15 protein-coding genes are annotated in these 14,857 nt (G+C 70.0%); 13 read left to right on the forward strand and 2 right to left on the reverse strand.

Going from position 1 to position 14,857, the window contains the following annotated elements; all coding sequences use genetic code 11:
- Complete coding sequence (locus ACGFY5_RS03165) at window positions 1–810, reverse strand: IclR family transcriptional regulator (RefSeq protein ID WP_392716748.1); 810 nt, start codon at window positions 808–810, stop codon at window positions 1–3.
- A 172-nt stretch (window positions 811–982) separates the two neighbouring features.
- On the opposite strand from ACGFY5_RS03165, the gene ACGFY5_RS03170 reads away from it, so the two are divergent.
- The 13 genes from ACGFY5_RS03170 to ACGFY5_RS03230 are packed head-to-tail and all read left to right on the forward strand — an operon-like array spanning window position 983 to window position 13,976.
- Complete coding sequence (locus tag ACGFY5_RS03170; RefSeq protein WP_392716750.1) at window positions 983–2,326, forward strand: aromatic ring-hydroxylating dioxygenase subunit alpha; 1,344 nt, start codon at window positions 983–985, stop codon at window positions 2,324–2,326.
- Window positions 2,326–2,820, forward strand: a complete 495-nt coding sequence (locus tag ACGFY5_RS03175) for an aromatic-ring-hydroxylating dioxygenase subunit beta (protein ID WP_392716752.1) — start codon at window positions 2,326–2,328, stop codon at window positions 2,818–2,820. The genes ACGFY5_RS03170 and ACGFY5_RS03175 overlap by 1 nt, the downstream gene beginning before the upstream one ends.
- A gap of 16 nt (window positions 2,821–2,836) precedes the next feature.
- Window positions 2,837–4,054 (forward strand): Dabb family protein, encoded by a 1,218-nt coding sequence (locus tag ACGFY5_RS03180; RefSeq protein ID WP_392716754.1) that lies wholly within the window; start codon window positions 2,837–2,839, stop codon window positions 4,052–4,054.
- A 17-nt stretch (window positions 4,055–4,071) separates the two neighbouring features.
- Entirely contained in the window at window positions 4,072–5,283 is a 1,212-nt protein-coding gene (locus ACGFY5_RS03185; RefSeq protein ID WP_392716756.1) for a hypothetical protein, read from the forward strand.
- 55 nt (window positions 5,284–5,338) lie between these two features.
- The gene (locus ACGFY5_RS03190; protein ID WP_392716758.1) at window positions 5,339–6,160 is read left to right on the forward strand and encodes a fumarylacetoacetate hydrolase family protein; all 822 of its coding nucleotides are present in this window, start codon (window positions 5,339–5,341) and stop codon (window positions 6,158–6,160) included.
- 46 nt (window positions 6,161–6,206) lie between these two features.
- Entirely contained in the window at window positions 6,207–7,367 is a 1,161-nt protein-coding gene (locus ACGFY5_RS03195; RefSeq protein ID WP_392716760.1) for an amidohydrolase family protein, read from the forward strand.
- A 19-nt stretch (window positions 7,368–7,386) separates the two neighbouring features.
- Window positions 7,387–7,704 (forward strand): ferredoxin, encoded by a 318-nt coding sequence (gene fdxA / locus ACGFY5_RS03200; protein WP_392716762.1) that lies wholly within the window; start codon window positions 7,387–7,389, stop codon window positions 7,702–7,704.
- Window positions 7,692–8,687 carry an NAD(P)/FAD-dependent oxidoreductase gene (locus tag ACGFY5_RS03205; protein ID WP_392716764.1) on the forward strand — a complete coding sequence of 332 codons (996 nt, stop codon included), beginning with the start codon at window positions 7,692–7,694 and terminating at the stop codon, window positions 8,685–8,687. Before fdxA ends, ACGFY5_RS03205 begins: the two co-directional genes overlap by 13 nt.
- The gene (locus ACGFY5_RS03210; RefSeq protein ID WP_392716766.1) at window positions 8,687–9,439 is read left to right on the forward strand and encodes an aldolase/citrate lyase family protein; all 753 of its coding nucleotides are present in this window, start codon (window positions 8,687–8,689) and stop codon (window positions 9,437–9,439) included. Before ACGFY5_RS03205 ends, ACGFY5_RS03210 begins: the two co-directional genes overlap by 1 nt.
- Complete coding sequence (locus tag ACGFY5_RS03215) at window positions 9,436–9,822, forward strand: cupin domain-containing protein (RefSeq protein ID WP_392716768.1); 387 nt, start codon at window positions 9,436–9,438, stop codon at window positions 9,820–9,822. The genes ACGFY5_RS03210 and ACGFY5_RS03215 overlap by 4 nt, the downstream gene beginning before the upstream one ends.
- Entirely contained in the window at window positions 9,819–10,688 is an 870-nt protein-coding gene (locus ACGFY5_RS03220) for a ribokinase (RefSeq protein ID WP_392716771.1), read from the forward strand. The genes ACGFY5_RS03215 and ACGFY5_RS03220 overlap by 4 nt, the downstream gene beginning before the upstream one ends.
- Before the next feature lie 52 nt (window positions 10,689–10,740).
- Window positions 10,741–11,949 carry an ATP-binding protein gene (locus tag ACGFY5_RS03225; RefSeq protein ID WP_392716772.1) on the forward strand — a complete coding sequence of 403 codons (1,209 nt, stop codon included), beginning with the start codon at window positions 10,741–10,743 and terminating at the stop codon, window positions 11,947–11,949.
- Window positions 11,946–13,976: an ATP-binding protein gene (locus ACGFY5_RS03230; protein WP_392716774.1), complete on the forward strand. Its 2,031-nt coding sequence runs from the start codon at window positions 11,946–11,948 to the stop codon at window positions 13,974–13,976. The genes ACGFY5_RS03225 and ACGFY5_RS03230 overlap by 4 nt, the downstream gene beginning before the upstream one ends.
- On the opposite strand, the gene ACGFY5_RS03235 is transcribed toward ACGFY5_RS03230, so the two are convergent.
- A complete protein-coding gene (locus tag ACGFY5_RS03235; protein WP_392716776.1) occupies window positions 13,951–14,820 on the reverse strand; it encodes a LysR family transcriptional regulator in 870 nt (289 codons plus the stop codon). The two genes, ACGFY5_RS03230 and ACGFY5_RS03235, sit on opposite strands and share 26 nt — an antisense overlap.
- Window positions 14,821–14,857: the final 37 nt, after the last annotated feature.

The following is a 14,857-nucleotide window of genomic DNA, read 5'->3' on the forward strand; positions in this document are numbered from 1 at the left end:
CTAGAAGCCTCGGGTGATGGGCCCGCTCGCGCCCAGCTCCTGGGTGAGCGATCGGGAGATGTGCAGCAGCGACTGCGCGGCCGGCGAGCCCGTCTCGTCGGCCACGGCAGCCGTCGTACCGACGATCGCCATCGTGGCGACGATCGTGGCGTCCTGGAACACGGGCGCCGCGATCGTGCGGACACCGTTGTCGGCCGGGGTGTTCACGCTGATGCCGTTTTCCCGGATCGCCTCGAGCTCCTGCCGGAGATCGGGGTTGCGGCGCAGCAGGCTACCCAGGCCGGGCACCTCGTCCTCGTCCAGGAACGCGCAGAACACGCGGCCCTGGGCCGAGCGGGACATCGAGAGCCGGGCGCCGGTGCGGACGCTGATCCGCACGGTGCGGTCGGTGTTGTCGTCGACCCGGACGACAACGGCGGTGTCGCCGTCCCAGACCGAGAGGACGACGGTTTCGCCGGCCTCGCGGACCAGCTCTTCCATGTACGGGCCGGCGATCGTGATGATCGGCAGCCCGGCGCGCGCGGCGGCCGAGAGCGTCAGCACCTGAGGACCGAGGGAGTACAGGGCTTCCCGCTCGTCGTATCGGAGGAGGTTCACCGACCGCAGCGCCTTCGTGTAGCGGTGCGCGGTGGCCTTGCTGGTACCGAGCCGGGCGGTCAGTTCGTTCAGGCTCAGCCGAGGTCGGCCGACGCTAAAGGCGCCGAGGATCGTGGCAGCCCGCTCGACGGCCTGGATGGCGGGCGTACCGCGCTCGGCACGGGGCAATTCTTCGTCGCCGGGGGCGGGGGAGACCGGGGCGATTTCAGGCACGGGCTCAAGCATGAATTGTCCTTTTTTGTGGTCGGGGACGACCACGGGGGCTGAATCCAGCAGGCGTGATGCTATCAACCGGGCTCGAAGTCGCCGGGTCCGTTGACAGTACGCACTCTGCAATACACCATGTCGTAATGCGAGATGGCATCTCTCACAACGAGGACCGAAGATGACACAGACAATGGCTGAGGGTCTGGTCGATACCGGCCACGGTGGCCTGATCGCGCAGGACTGGAACCAGTTGACCTTCCGGGTCAACCGTGAGGCGTACCGCTCGGCGGAGGTCTTCCAGGCCGAGCGCGACCGGATCTGGAACCACAACTGGCTGTACCTGGGGCACGAGACCGAGATCCCGAAGAAGAACGACTACAAGGTCCGGACGCTCGGCGGCAAGCCGCTGATCTTCGTCCGCGGTAACGACGGGGTCGTGCGGGCGTTCTTGAACTCGTGCCCGCACCGCGGCACCGTCGTGTGCCGCGACGAGCAGGGCAACTCCCGCAACTTCCAGTGCTTCTACCACGCCTGGACGTTCAACTCCTCCGGCAAGCTCTCCGCCCTGCCCGGCGACGACGCCTACGCCGAGGTCGAGCGGTTCAAGGGCACGATGGACCTGCGTCCGGTCGCGAAGCTGGACATCCACGAGGGCTTCGTCTTCGTGTCGTTCGATCCGGACGTGCCGCCGCTGCTGGAGCACCTGGGCGGCGCGGCCGACGTCCTGTCGATGGCCGCAGAGCAGTCGGCCTCCGGGATGACCACGCTCCCCGGTATCCAGCGCTACGGCGTCAAGGGCAACTGGAAGCTCGCCGTCGAGAACGCGATGGACGGCTACCACTTCGCCCCGACCCACAACACGTTCGTCGGCTACCTCCGGGAGACCGGCTTCCCGGTCACCGACGATGACCAGTACGCCCACGACCTGGGCGACGGTCACTCGATGCTCGTGCTCACCGGGCACAACGGCCGGCTGGGCATGATCTGGGAGCCTCGTTTCGGCGAGGCCGAGAAGGTCCGCACCGAAGAGAACCGCAAGGCCATGGCCGAGCGTCTGGGCCAGGAGCGCGCGGACACGATCGGCGACGCCAGCCGGATCCTGTTCGTCTTCCCGAACCTGCTGTTCTTCGACCTCGAGGCGCTGACGATCCGTCAGCTCGAGCCGGTCGCACCGGGCCGCACCGACGTCCGCGCCTGGCAGTACGTGCCGGTCGACGAGGAGCCCGACGTCCGCGCGATGCGGTTGAAGACGATGACGAGCTTCGTCGGCCCCGGTGGCCTGGCGACGCCGGACGACATCGAGGCGTACGAGGCGGTCCAGCGCGGCATCGAAGCCAGCAAGGGTGACACCCGCGGCTTCAACGACTGGAGCGACATGTCCCGCGGTATGGAGCGGGAGTCGAAGGGCGAGAAGGGCCGCTCGATCGACGAAGGCGCGATGCGCAGCTTCTGGCGGCACTGGGACAAGTCGTTGGGCAAGGTCTCCGAGGCGACCGCGACTGAGTACGGGACGGGTTGTTGATGAGCGCGCCGACGGTGACCGTGACCCGCGCAGAGGCCGAGGACTTCCTCTACCAGGAGGCGATGCTCCTCGACGAGTGGCACCTGGACGCCTGGCTCTCGCTGTTCGAGGAGGGTGGCACGTTCGAGGTGCCGACCACCGACTACAAGGGCTGGGACCGGACCGGCGGCGGCTTCTTCGTCCTCGACGACTGGGACCTGCTCAACGCCCGCGTCAAGCGTCTCAAGAGCCGTAAGGCGCACGCGGAGAACCCGCACTCGCGCACCCACCGGATGGTCAACAACGTCCGCGTGATCCGCGGCGCCGAAGGCATCGAGATCAAGGCGAACTTCATCATCAACCGGTTCCGCGACCTCACCCACCACACGTACGTGGGGCGTTACCACCACGACGTCGTGCAGAACGAGGAGGGTGAGCTGAAGTTCCTCCACCGTCGCGCGTACCTCGAGCACGAGCTGCTCGAGCACGGCGCCCGACTCAGCTTCATCCTCTGAGCGGGAGACGAGACCCATGATCAGGCACGTCGTCGCGTTCAAATTCAAGCCGGAGACACCGGCCGAGACCGTCGCCGCGGTCCTCGCCGAGGTGGAGTCGTTCCCGAGCAAGTACCCGCAGATGCGGAGCTTCGTGCTCGGACCGAACATCTCGCTGCGCGACACCCGGATGTCGCACGTGTTCACGATCGAGTTCGACGACGAAGACGATCTGAAGTCCTACCTGAACAGTGAAACGCACGAGACGTTCGTGCGGGAGACGTGGCGGCCCGTCATCGACAGCCAGACCATCGTCACACTCGCCGCTTCGTCGCCGTTCCGATCGGAGAGTGTCTTGCCCGAGAACAACCGCCCGCGCGGTCCGTACGGCATCCAGTTCGCCCGGCTCGCCACGCCGGCCCTCGACGAGGCCGTCGAGTTCTACACCTACCTCGTCGGCCTGCAGGTCGAGGCGCGCACCGCCGAGTACGCGCAGCTGCGTGCCGGGATCGAGCACCACTCGATCGAGCTGGTCAGCGACCCGAGCCTGACGCAGTTCCAGCCGCTCGCGATCGGCCTGAGCGTCGAGTCCGAGCAGGTGCTCGACGACCTGGAGAAGCGCCTCCGTGCCGAGGGCGCGGAGATCCTTCCGCTGCACGAGCGCACCGCGTCGATCGTCACCCGTGGCTTTGCGACGAAGGACCCGAACGGCCTCACGCTGGAGTTCGGTTACGAGTTCCTGGAGTACGCCGAGCCGCCCATGCTCGAGTACCGGCCGCTCGACCTGGTGCACCCGTTCCTCTCCACCGACAAGTACGAGGAGAGCCTGCACTTCTACCTGAACGTGCTGGGCTTCCAGGCCTCGGACTACGTCATGACGCCGGGGCGCGGCACGTCCGCGTTCATCCGGTCGGAGGACCGCTACCACCACTCGGTCGCGCTGCGTCGCGACAACACCTTCTTCCTGGCGCACCTGTGCTTCCGGATGAAGAGCCTCGACCACGTCATGCGTGGCCGGGCGAAGGCGCTCTACAAGAACGTCGAGATCGCGTCGGACATCGTGAACCACTCGGCGTCGACGTCGATCGCGTTCTACCTGTACGACGAGCGGTTCGGTCCCCGGATCGAGCTGTGCGACGGCCACCGGGTGTTCACGCCCGAGGAGCACGAGACGCACAAGGCCCGCCGGATGGGTGGCGACCCGCGCAACATCGACGTGTGGCGCGCGGCCGCTGACGACTGGGAGCGGTTCTGACGCAGGACGTCCTCGCGGTGCTGGTCGAGTTGGCCGGCACCGCGAGCCCGCACGGCGGTGAGCGTGCCCTGGCCGAGTCGTTCGTGCGATTCGCGTCGGGCCGCTGGCCGTTCATCGACTGGCAGGTGCGCCGTCTCGACGGTGACGCCGCCAGTGTTCTGGCGACCGTGCCACAGGAAGCGGATCCCGGCACGGACGGCCACGTCGGCGGGGCGGCCTCTCCCCGCCCCGCCGACGTGGTGTTGTACTCCCACCTCGACACGTCCCTGACCGGCGACCCGGCCGCCGACGCAGCGATCACCGGTCGCGCCGACGCCCCCGCCCCGTTCCGGGTCGACGGCGACCTCGCCAGCGGCTTCGGGCTCGGGGTCGCGAAGGCGCCCGCGGCCGCGGCGGTCGTCGGGTTCGTGCGGGCGGTGGAGCGGGGCGCGGCGCCGAACGCGCACCTCCTGCTCGCCGCGCGCGGCACGCACCGCACGTCCTGGGGCGCGCACGCGGCCGGCGCGGATCGGACGTCTGGGGACGGGCACGCTGTCACCGGTGTGAGTGAGTATCTGGCCGCGTTGCCGCCTCCGCGGGCGGCTGTGGTGGCCAAGGGCGGGCCGCCGGGGGTGCTCCGGCAGGAGCCGGCGGCCTTGTATCTCCGCGTGCGGCTGTCCGGCGCGTGGGGCCCGCTGATGTTGTATCCGAACGGTGGCCTGCTGGCGCAGGCCGGTGACCTGCTCACCGCCGTCTCGGCGTGGGGCGCTTCCTACACCGCGGACCGCAACGATCCGGCACGGCAGGACGGGGCCTCCTTCGGGCTCGGAGCCCTGCGCGCCGGCTCCCCGGCGAAGTCGGATCTCGCGCCCGCCGCGCTCGAGCTGTACTGCTACCTGGTGCTGCCCGGCCCGATCGCGCCGGGGGAGGCTGCGGCCTCGCTGCGGGCCGCAGTCGACGGCGTATCGGTGGACGAACAGATCCTCGGTAACGGCCCCGGCACCCCCGAAGGCGCACCGATCATTCGGGTAGCGACCGACGCCTACACGTCCGAGTTCCCCGCGGCACCACCGATAGGGGGCTGGACCGGCTCCACCGACGGCGTAATGTTCCGCGCCGCCGGCATCCCCACCGCGCGCCTGGGCCCCAAGCCCATCGGCGGCGGCCCCGACCCCCGCGTGGACACCTTCTCGCTGGCCGAACTCGAGAAGTGGGCCCGGGTCTACGAACGCGTCGTTTCCATCTCATAATGAGTACCGCCGTCTCACTTGACATGATGGCAGCCCGCATCTCAAGATCTTCAGCATGGAAACGCTCGTCACCCGCTACGGCATCGCCCGGGTCGAGGGCGACGAGCTGGCCGTCGTCGACCTGCCTTACCCGGACCTCTCCGCCCTGTTGTCGGCGGGCGGAACGCTCGCCGAGGTCGGTAAGGCCGCAGTGATGCGCCGCTTGCCGAAGAACGACCTGGACGAGGTCGCGATCGCCCCGCTCTCGCCGCGCACGACGTCGGTCTGGGGCGTCGGACTGAACTACCACGGGAAAGCCGCCCTCACCGGCCGGCCGGTCCCCACCAGTCCGATCCTGTTCCTCAAGCCGAGCTCCGCGCTCGCCGGCCACCGGGACACGCTCGTCATCCCGACCGACCTCACTGCGCAGTTCGACTACGAGGCCGAGGTCGGCATCGTGATCGGTCGTGCGCTGGCTGACGTTTCGCCCAGTGAGGTGCTCGACTCGGTCGCCGGCATCATCGCCGCGAACGACACGACGGCCCGTGACGTCATGAAGGCCACCGGCGCGCCGGTGCTGGCCAAGGGCTTCCCCGGTTGCGCGCCGCTCGGTGCGACGGTTCTACCGTGGGACGAAATCCCTGACCCGAACGCTATTCCGGTCGCTTCCTGGGTCGATGGGGAACAGCGTCAGAGCAGTTCCACCGCCGACCTGATCTTCGACGTGGCCGATCTGGTGTCGCGGCTCTCCCGTTACGCCCGGCTCGAGCCGGGCGACGTCGTCCTCACCGGTACGCCGCCCGGCACCGGGCAGGACCGCAACGAGTTCCTGCGGTCCGGTCAGCAGGTCACGATCGCGGTCGGCGGGCTCGTCCCGCTCGTGAACACGATTTCTTGATTCACCCCCTAGCGTCCCTCTGCGGGACCCGCCCGTGGAGGTCTCCATGTCCGAAAACCTGTACGACACCGTGGTACGCGGTGGCACCGTCCTCGACCACGCGTCGGGCCTGAACAAGGTCACCGACCTGGCGATCAAGGACGGCAAGGTCGCCGCGATCGGCGATGACCTCGCGAAGGACGCCGGCACCGTCGTCGACGCCACCGGCGCCACGGTCCTGCCCGGCCTGGTCGAGGGCCACACGCACATCTTCGAGAAGGTGTCGAAGGTCGGTGCCCCGCAGGACGAGGCGCACCTGCGCCGCGGTGTCGTCGCGGCCGCCGACGCCGGTACCGCCGGTGCGTCGACGTTCCCGGCGTTCCGCACGCTGGTCGTCGAGCCGACCGTGATGCGCATCGTCAACTTCCTGAACGTCTCGGTGCTCGGCCTGATCGACTTCCGCTACGGCGAGCTGCTCAACCCCGACACGTTCAACGTCGAGGACGCACTGCAGACCGCCGCCGAGAACCCCGATGTCGTCCGCGGCTTCAAGATTCGCCTGTCCGAGGACGTGCTGGGCGACAAGATCGTCCCGCTGCTCGAGAAGGCGATCAACCTGGGTGAGCAGGCCGGCCTGCCGGTCATGGTGCACATCGGCGAGACCGCGCTGACGCTGCCGGAGATCCTGGAGCGGCTGCGCCCGGGCGACATCATCGCCCACTGCTACACCGGCAAGGAGAACGGCATCCTCGACGAGAACGGCGCCGTCCTGCGCGAGGTCTACAAGGCCCGCGAGCGGGGCGTCATGTACGACTCGGCGCACGGCAAGTCGAACATGTCGTTCAAGGTCGCGAAGCCTGCGATCGCCGAGGGCTTCCTGCCTGACATCCTGAGCTCCGACACCTCCGGCCGTAACTGGCGCGGCCCGGTGTTCGACCTGGTGACGTCGATGTCGAAGTTCCTCGCGCTGGGCGTGCCGATGTCGGAGATCCTGCCCCGCGTCACGACCGTGCCCGCCAAGTACCTCGGCCTGGACACCGAGGGCTACGGCTCACTGACGGTCGGCGGCCCCGCGCACGTCACCGTGCTGAAGGAGGTCGGCGCGACGGTTCTTCCGGACGCGGCCGGCAACACGATCGAGGCGCCCCGGCTCGAGCCCACTGCGGTGTTCGTCAACGGCGTGTCCCACGAGCTGACCGAGTGGCGCGGTAACGCGTCCAAGGCCTGAGCAAGACAGGGCAACACCCATGGCATACGTCGTCACTGACGCCTGCATCGACGTCCAGGACCGCTCCTGCATCGAGGAGTGCCCGGTCGACTGCATCTACACCGGTCCTCGGATGATGTACATCAACCCCGAGGAGTGCGTCGACTGCGGTCGCTGCGAGCCGGCCTGCCCGACCGTGTCGATCTACCACGAGGAGGACCTGCCCGCAGACCGCGAGCAGTTCGCCTCGATCAACGAGACCGTGTTCATCACGCTCGGGATCGGCTCGCCGGGTGGCGCGCGGAAGATCCCGCCGCTGGCGGCCGACCACGAGGAGGTCGCTTCATGGACGAAGTAAATGTCGACGTCCTGATCATCGGCGCGGGTCCCGTGGGTCTGTACGGCGCGTACTACGCCGGGTTCCGCGGGATGTCGGTCGCGGTGATCGACTCGCTGCCCGAGGTCGGCGGCCAGCTGGCCGCGCTCTACCCGGAGAAGAACATCTACGACGTCGCCGGGTTCCCGGCCGTTCGTGGTCAGGACCTGGTCGACGCCCTGCTGGAGCAGGCGCAGCAGTCCAAGCCGACGTTCCTCCTGGAGCAGCGAGCGACGACCGTCGACATCCACGACGACGGCGTGACGGTCACGACCGAGCCCTCGACGCCGGGCGAACCCGGAGTGACAGTGCACGCCCGCGCGATCCTCATCGCGGGGGGCATGGGCACGTTCGAGCCGAAGGAGCTGCCCGCCGGCGGCGACTTCGCGGGGCGCGGGCTGCGGTACTTCGTGCCGCGGCTCGCGGACCTCACCGGCCACGACGTGGTGGTGGTCGGCGGCGGCGACTCGGCTGTCGACTGGGCGCTGGCGCTCGAGCCGCTGGCCAACTCGGTCGCGCTGGTGCACCGCCGGGACGCGTTCCGGGCGCACGAGAAGAGCGTCGCGCAGCTCCAGGAGTCCTCGGTCGAGCTCGTCACGCCTTACGAGGTCGTCGAGGTGCTCGGTGGTGACGCGGTCGAGCGGATCACGCTCGAGCACGTCGACTCCAAGGAGCAGCACCAGCGGGACGTGAAGACGGTCGTCGCGGCGATCGGGTTCCTCACCGACCTGGGGCCGATGGCCGAGTGGGGCATGGACCTCAAGCGCCGCCGGATCCTCGTCGACCGCGCGCAGAAGACGAACCTGCCGCGGGTGTTCGCGGCCGGAGACATCGCGATGTACGAGGGCAAGGTCGCGCTGATCTCGGTGGGCTTCGGCGAGGCCGCCACCGCGATCAACCACATCGCACCCCTGGTCAACGCGAAGTGGAAGACCACCCCCGGCCACAGCTCGGACGCCCTTTGATGCACGGGCGCGCCGGGCTCCGGCGCGCGCTCGCGGCAGGGGAGACCCTGCGGGGCACGTTCCTCAAGCTCGCGGGCGAGGAACCCGTCGACCTGGTGAGGGCGGCGGGGGCGGATTTTGTCGTCGTGGACCTGGAGCACTCGCAGCTGAGCGAGGAGCAGGCCCGGCGGGCAGTGAGCCGGGCAGCCGCGATCGGGCTGCCCGCGCTGGTGCGGATTCCCGCAGTGGACTCCGGGCTGATCAACCGGTTACTCGAAGCCGGGGCCGTCGGCATCCAGCTCTCCACGCTTCGATCAGCGGCCGAAACCCGGGCGCTGATCGAAGCGACCCGGTACTCACCCGACGGCGCCCGGAGCATTTCGCTGGCACACCCCGGCGCCAACTACAGCGGCGTCCCGCTCGCCGACTACCTCGCCGCCGAGCGCGAAGCCCCACCCCTCCTCGTCGGCCAAATCGAAACGGCCACCACGATCGACCCGCTGCCGGACGTCGTCAGTGGCTTGGACGTTGCATTTCTGGGCGTGACCGACCTGGCCGTGAGCGTGGGCCTGGGCGCCACGGACGCGATCGCCGCGCGGGTGGCTGAGGTCCGCGCGGCGGCCGCGGACGCCGGTGTCGTCGCCGGCTCGTGGGCCGTGTCGCCGACCGCTGCGGGCGACGCGGCAGCGAACGGCGACCGATACGTCGTGGTCGGCTCCGACCTGCAGTTCCTGGCCGCTTCGCTGCGGCTGAACCTGGGAGAAACTCGATGAAGCTGAGTGAAGCGCTGTACCGGACGGTCGTGAACTGGGACGACGTCCCGGAGGACGTGATCCGGCCGGGCGTGCGGCGCCGGGTCTACAGCACCGACGAGGTCATGCTCTGCTGGCACTCGCTGTCGGTGGGCATGGACCTGCGCCCGCACTCGCACGCCGACTTCGACCAGCTCGCGCTGATCCTGGCCGGCGAGGCCGACTACTACATCGACGACGTCCCGCACCGGATGACAGCGGGGTCGATGCTGCTGGTGCCGGCCGGCGCCGAGCACTACATCAAGCCGCTCACCGAGCCGTGCATCAACCTCGACGTGTTCGCACCGCCGCGCGAGGACTACGCCGACATCGCCCGCAAGCTGACTGATGTACTAGCCCAGTGAACAACTTCGACATCGTCGTCGTCGGCAGCCTCAACATCGACGTCACTGTCGACGTGCCGCAGGCGCCCACCGCCGGCCAGACGCTCCTGGGCGGCGACGCCCGGCGCAGCGGCGGCGGCAAGGGCGGCAACCAGGCAGTCGCCGCGGCCCGGCTGGGCCGTCGCACCGCAATGGTGGGTGCGGTAGGGGACGCCGACGGCGAGTTCCTGCTGAACCTCCTCCGCGAGGAGACGATCGACCTCTCCGGCGTCCAGCAGGCATCAGCCCCGACCGGACAGGCGTTCGTGTTCGTCGACACCGAGGGAGACAGCACGATCGTCGTGAGCCCCGGTGCGAACGACCATGTCGTCGTGGACCGGGACCTGGTGGCGAGCGCCCGCGCGGTGCTGCTGCAGCAGGAGGTGCCGAGCGCGGTCAACGAGGAGGCCGCCCAGGCGGCCACCGGGCTCGTCGTGCTGAACCCCGCACCGGCCCGTCCGGTCCCGGCGGAGCTGCTGGCCAACGTCGACGTGCTGGTTCCCAACCGCGGGGAGTTGCTCGGCCTGGCCGGTGTCGACCGCGGTGACCTCGTCCAGCTGGCCCAGGGCCTCGGTACCCGTGGCCCGGTAGTGATCACGCTGGGCGCGCAAGGCTCCCTGGTGGTCGAGGAGGCGCGCTCCACCCGCGTACCGGCCGAGCAGGTCAAGGCCGTGGACGCGACCGCAGCCGGCGACAGCTTCTGCGCCGCACTGGCCGACGCCATGCTCGACGGCGCGGACGTCGTCGAGGCCGCCCGCTGGGCTACGCGCGTCGCCGCGGTGACCGTCACGCGCCAGGGCGCGATGGCGTCGCTCCCGACCCGCGCCGAGATCACCTCAGGTACGTAGCAACCCTGCCGTATCGACTACGGAAGTAGTCAATACGGCGGGGGTGGGCGCGGTGTCGGTAGCCGGTGCCGTGCGCGCGGAGGAAGCCCGGTTGGCGGTCCTGCGCGGGCACAGGATTCTGGACACGGACGCCGAACCGGAGTTCGACGACATCGCGCTGCTGGCCGCCGAGATCTGCGGAACGCCGATCGCGCTGGTCAGCCTCGTCGACGACGACCGGCAGTGGTTCAAGGCCCGGTTCGGTACCGACGCGGTCCAGACCTGCCGGGACGCCGCGTTCTGCGCGCACGCGCTGGAGCAGTCCGACGTGCTCGAGGTGCGGGACGCGTCCGTCGATCCGCGGTTCGCGGACAATCCGCTGGTCACCGGCGAGCCGTTCATCCGGTTCTACGCGGGGGCGCCGCTGCGCGTGGACCGTGGCGTCTCGCTCGGCACCGTGTGCGTCATCGACCACCAGCCGAGGTCGCTCTCCTCGTCCCAGCGCCGGGCACTGCGCGCGCTGGCCCGGCACGCCGGCGCCGAGATCGAGCTGCGGAGCTACGCCCGCCGCACCGCCGACGTCACCCGCCGGGTCGTCGAGCTGGAAGAGCTGAAGAACCGCATCCTCACGACGGTCAGCCACGAGCTGCGGACACCGCTCTCGTCGATCCGGGGCTACCTGGAACTGCTGCTGGACGACTCCGACCCGCTGGACCCGCAGACCGGCCGCGACTTCCTGGCCGTCATGCAGCGCAACGCCCACCGGCTCACCCAGCTCGTCGACGACATGCTGCTCGCGACGAAGGTCGGCACCGAGGGCCTGGAGGTGAACCGGACGCCGATCGACCTCACCGAACTGGTCGCGGCCGTGGTGGCGGGCAGTCGCCCGCTGGCCGAGGCCAAGGGCCTCGCGGTGATGTTCGACAAGCCCGAGCCGGTGATCGTCGGCGGTTCGCACCGCGAGCTGTCCCAGGCGCTCCAGCACGTGCTGCTCAACGCGATCAAATTCACCTCGGACGGCGCTATCACCGTGCAGATCGCCGACCGGTCGGCGCCCACCGTGATCGTCACCGACACCGGCAGCGGCATCGACGACGCCGACCTGCCCCGGCTGTTCGACCCGTTCTACCGGACCGAGACCGCCGAGTCCGCGGCCATCCAGGGCCCGGGCCTCGGGTTGACGCTCGTGCGCGCGATCGTCGAGGCGCACGGCGGTGAGGTGGATCTCCGCAGCCGCGTCGGGACGGGTACCAGCGTGGCTCTCCGGTTCCCGGCGTCATGAGCGTCGCTGCTCCGGCGCGGGTCCTCGACGCCGAACGCCTGCGGGTGCTGACCGAGACCGGCCTGCTCGACAGCCCGTCGGTGGCGGTGCTCGACCGGCTGACCGGGCTGGTCTCGCGGGTAATCGGAGCGCCCGTCGCGCTGGTCTCGCTGGTCGACGCCGGGCGGCAGTTCTTCATCAGCGCGGTCGGGCTGCCTGAGCCCTGGGCCGAGCGGCGTCAGACGCCGCTGTCGCACTCGTTCTGCCAGTACGTCGTCTCCGCGGACTCGCCGCTGATCATCAGCGACGCCAGAGCCGACGAGCTGCTCTGTACGAACCTGGCGATCCCCGACATCGGGGTGATCGCGTACGCCGGGTTCCCGCTGCGGTCTCCGGAGGGCCAGCCGCTCGGCTCGTTCTGCGTGATCGACACCCAACCCCGGCAGTGGACGCCGTTCGACCTCGGCGTCATCCAGGACCTGGCCGCCGCTGTCGAGTCGGAGATCGCGTTGCGCCTGAGCCACACCCGGCTGCTGCGTGCCCGCGACGCCGCGGTGCGGACCGAGCAGCTGCGCGAGTTGCAGGCCGCGGTGGCGACCAGCCTCGCGGAGGCGCGATCGAGCGCGGACGCGGCGGCCCGCACGGTCTCGGCAGTGGCCCGCGGGCTGAGCTGGGCGCACGGGGAGTACTGGCAGCTCGGCGACGACGAGCAGACGCTCACGCGGATCGCGGAGTGGACGGCACCCGGTTGGGACGGGGCCGAATTCGGTTCCCGGGACTTCGCCGCGCACGTCCGTGCCACCGCGGTGCCGACCCGGCTACCGGAAGTTGCCGCCCCCGCCGAGGCGACCGGGCTCGGACTTCCGGTGCGGAGCGGCGACCGGGTCCTCGGCGTGCTCGTGTTCCGCCACGACGGTCCGCTGGGCTGCGACCCGGACCTGCTGAGCCGCCTGGACAGCGTCAGCGCCTACCTGGGGCGCTACGTGGAACGTCGTCGCGCCGACGCCGCCCGCCGCGCGTTCGAACGCGTGGTCTCCGGCATCGACGACTACGTCTGGACCGTCCAGATCACGCCGGACGGCGTCAACCACCTGATGTACGGCAGCCCCAACGGGCAGGCGGTCTTCGGCGCCGATCTCCGGTCGACGCAGCTGGCCGACCTGGTCGACCCGCGGGACGCCACCGAGTTCGCCGACTTCCACCGCAGGGTGATCGACGGTCGTCCGAGCAGCATGGAGGCCCGGTTCCTCGGCACCGACGGCGTCACCCGCTGGGTCTGGACCCGGGCCGTGCCCCGCATCGAGGAGGGCCGCCTCTTCGTCGACGGCATCTCGACCGACGTCACCGAACGCCACCGCATCAGCGAGCAGCGCGACGAGCTGGTCGCGCTGGTCACCCACGAACTGCGCTCGCCGATCACGTCGATCCGGGGCTACCTGGAGCTGGTCTTCGACGACGAGGACTCCTGCTCGGCCGGCGCCGACCGGTTCCTGCGCATCGTCGATCGGAAGGCCGCCGACCTGCAGCGACTCACCGACGACCTGCTCGACCTGGCCCGGCTGGACGCCGGTGAGATCTCGGTGGAGGCGCGGCCGGTGTCGCTGGCCCGGCTCCTGGCGGAGGTGATCACCGACCTCCGCCCGGCGGCGGACGCGAAGCACCTCACGGTCGAGGTGGTCACCGACGGGCAGATCGCCGTCGCCGCCGACCCGGTGCGGTTCCGGCAGGTGCTCACGAATGTGGTGTCGAACGCGGTGAAGTACACGCCGGACGGCGGGCGGGTGCAGGTCGAAGCCAGTTCAGCGGCCGGGGCCGCGACGATCACCGTCGCTGACACCGGCATCGGAATCCCGCCCGACCAGTACCCCCGCCTCTTCGAACGCTTCTTCCGGACCAGCAACGCGGTGCAGGGCGGCATCAAGGGCACCGGCCTGGGCCTCGCGATCACCAAGGCGATCGTCGAACGGCACGGCGGCACGATCACCGCCCGCCCCGGCGAGCCGTGCGGGACCGTCTTCGAGATCACGCTCCCGGCAGCGCCGGATTAGGGTGATCCCCGGCCGTGCGGATCGCGGCGGCGAGCGTTTCGGCCGACTCCGGGACGACGCGGTCGGTGTGGAGCAGGACGAAGTCGACCTCGCCGAGCGGCGGTAGCCGGTACTGCGGTGGCATCTCGGTCAGTCCGGCCGGCGCCAGCCGCTGCACGAACGGAACGACGCCGAGCCCGCCCAGCGCGGCCGCGGCCAGCCCGTTGAGGCTCGCGCTCGTGCACACCGTGCGCCAGGGACGACGCTGATCGGCCAGCACCTCCAGCGCGCGCTCCCGGGTGAGGCTCGGTGGCGGGTAGATGATCAGCGGCACCGGCCCGGCCGGGTCCAGGCGCAGGTCGGGGACGCCGAGCCAGACCAGCCGTTCCCGGTAGACCAGCTGCCCGTCGAGCTGACCGGCCAGCCGCTTCGCGAAGACGAGGTCCAGCTCGCCGGACTTCAGCCGCGCGTGCAGCGTCCCACTGAGTTCGACGGTCAGTTCCAGGTCGACCAGCGGATGCGTCCGACGGAAGTCGCGCAGAATGCGCGGCAGCTGGGTGAGCGCGAGGTCCTGCGAGACGCCGAACCGCAGCCGCCCGCGCAGCTCCGAGCCGGCGAAGTAGCCGGCGGCCTGGTCGTGGATCTCGGCCAGCGCGCGGGCGAAGCCGAGCATCGCCTCGCCGTCGGCGGTGAGCAGCACGGTGTGGGTGTCACGGAGGAACAGCGGCCGACCGGTGCTCTGCTCGAGCTTGCGGATGTGCTGGCTGACCGTCGACTGCTGCACGCCGAGCTCGGCGGCCGCACGTGTGAAGCTGCGCGCGCGGGCGACGGCGAGGAACGAACGGAGCTGCACCGGGTCGAACATCATCACATTTTATGATCACAGTCAGAGGGGTGATCGC

The organism is Cryptosporangium sp. NPDC048952 (assembly GCF_043197895.1).
In the GTDB taxonomy this organism is placed as follows: Bacteria; Actinomycetota; Actinomycetes; order Mycobacteriales; family Cryptosporangiaceae; genus Cryptosporangium.

Excerpts from the sequence above, each read along its gene's own strand:
- ACGFY5_RS03170 (WP_392716750.1), top strand. The coding sequence starts at position 983 with ATGACACAGACAATGGCTGAGGGTCTGGTCGATACCGGCCACGGTGGC.
- ACGFY5_RS03175 (WP_392716752.1), top strand. The coding sequence starts at position 2,326 with ATGAGCGCGCCGACGGTGACCGTGACCCGCGCAGAGGCCGAGGACTTC.
- ACGFY5_RS03180 (WP_392716754.1), top strand. The coding sequence starts at position 2,837 with ATGATCAGGCACGTCGTCGCGTTCAAATTCAAGCCGGAGACACCGGCC.
- ACGFY5_RS03190 (WP_392716758.1), top strand. The coding sequence starts at position 5,339 with ATGGAAACGCTCGTCACCCGCTACGGCATCGCCCGGGTCGAGGGCGAC.
- ACGFY5_RS03195 (WP_392716760.1), top strand. The coding sequence starts at position 6,207 with ATGTCCGAAAACCTGTACGACACCGTGGTACGCGGTGGCACCGTCCTC.
- fdxA (WP_392716762.1), top strand. The coding sequence starts at position 7,387 with ATGGCATACGTCGTCACTGACGCCTGCATCGACGTCCAGGACCGCTCC.
- ACGFY5_RS03205 (WP_392716764.1), top strand. The coding sequence starts at position 7,692 with ATGGACGAAGTAAATGTCGACGTCCTGATCATCGGCGCGGGTCCCGTG.
- ACGFY5_RS03210 (WP_392716766.1), top strand. The coding sequence starts at position 8,687 with ATGCACGGGCGCGCCGGGCTCCGGCGCGCGCTCGCGGCAGGGGAGACC.
- ACGFY5_RS03215 (WP_392716768.1), top strand. The coding sequence starts at position 9,436 with ATGAAGCTGAGTGAAGCGCTGTACCGGACGGTCGTGAACTGGGACGAC.
- ACGFY5_RS03230 (WP_392716774.1), top strand. The coding sequence starts at position 11,946 with ATGAGCGTCGCTGCTCCGGCGCGGGTCCTCGACGCCGAACGCCTGCGG.
- ACGFY5_RS03235 (WP_392716776.1), bottom strand. The coding sequence starts at position 14,820 with ATGTTCGACCCGGTGCAGCTCCGTTCGTTCCTCGCCGTCGCCCGCGCG.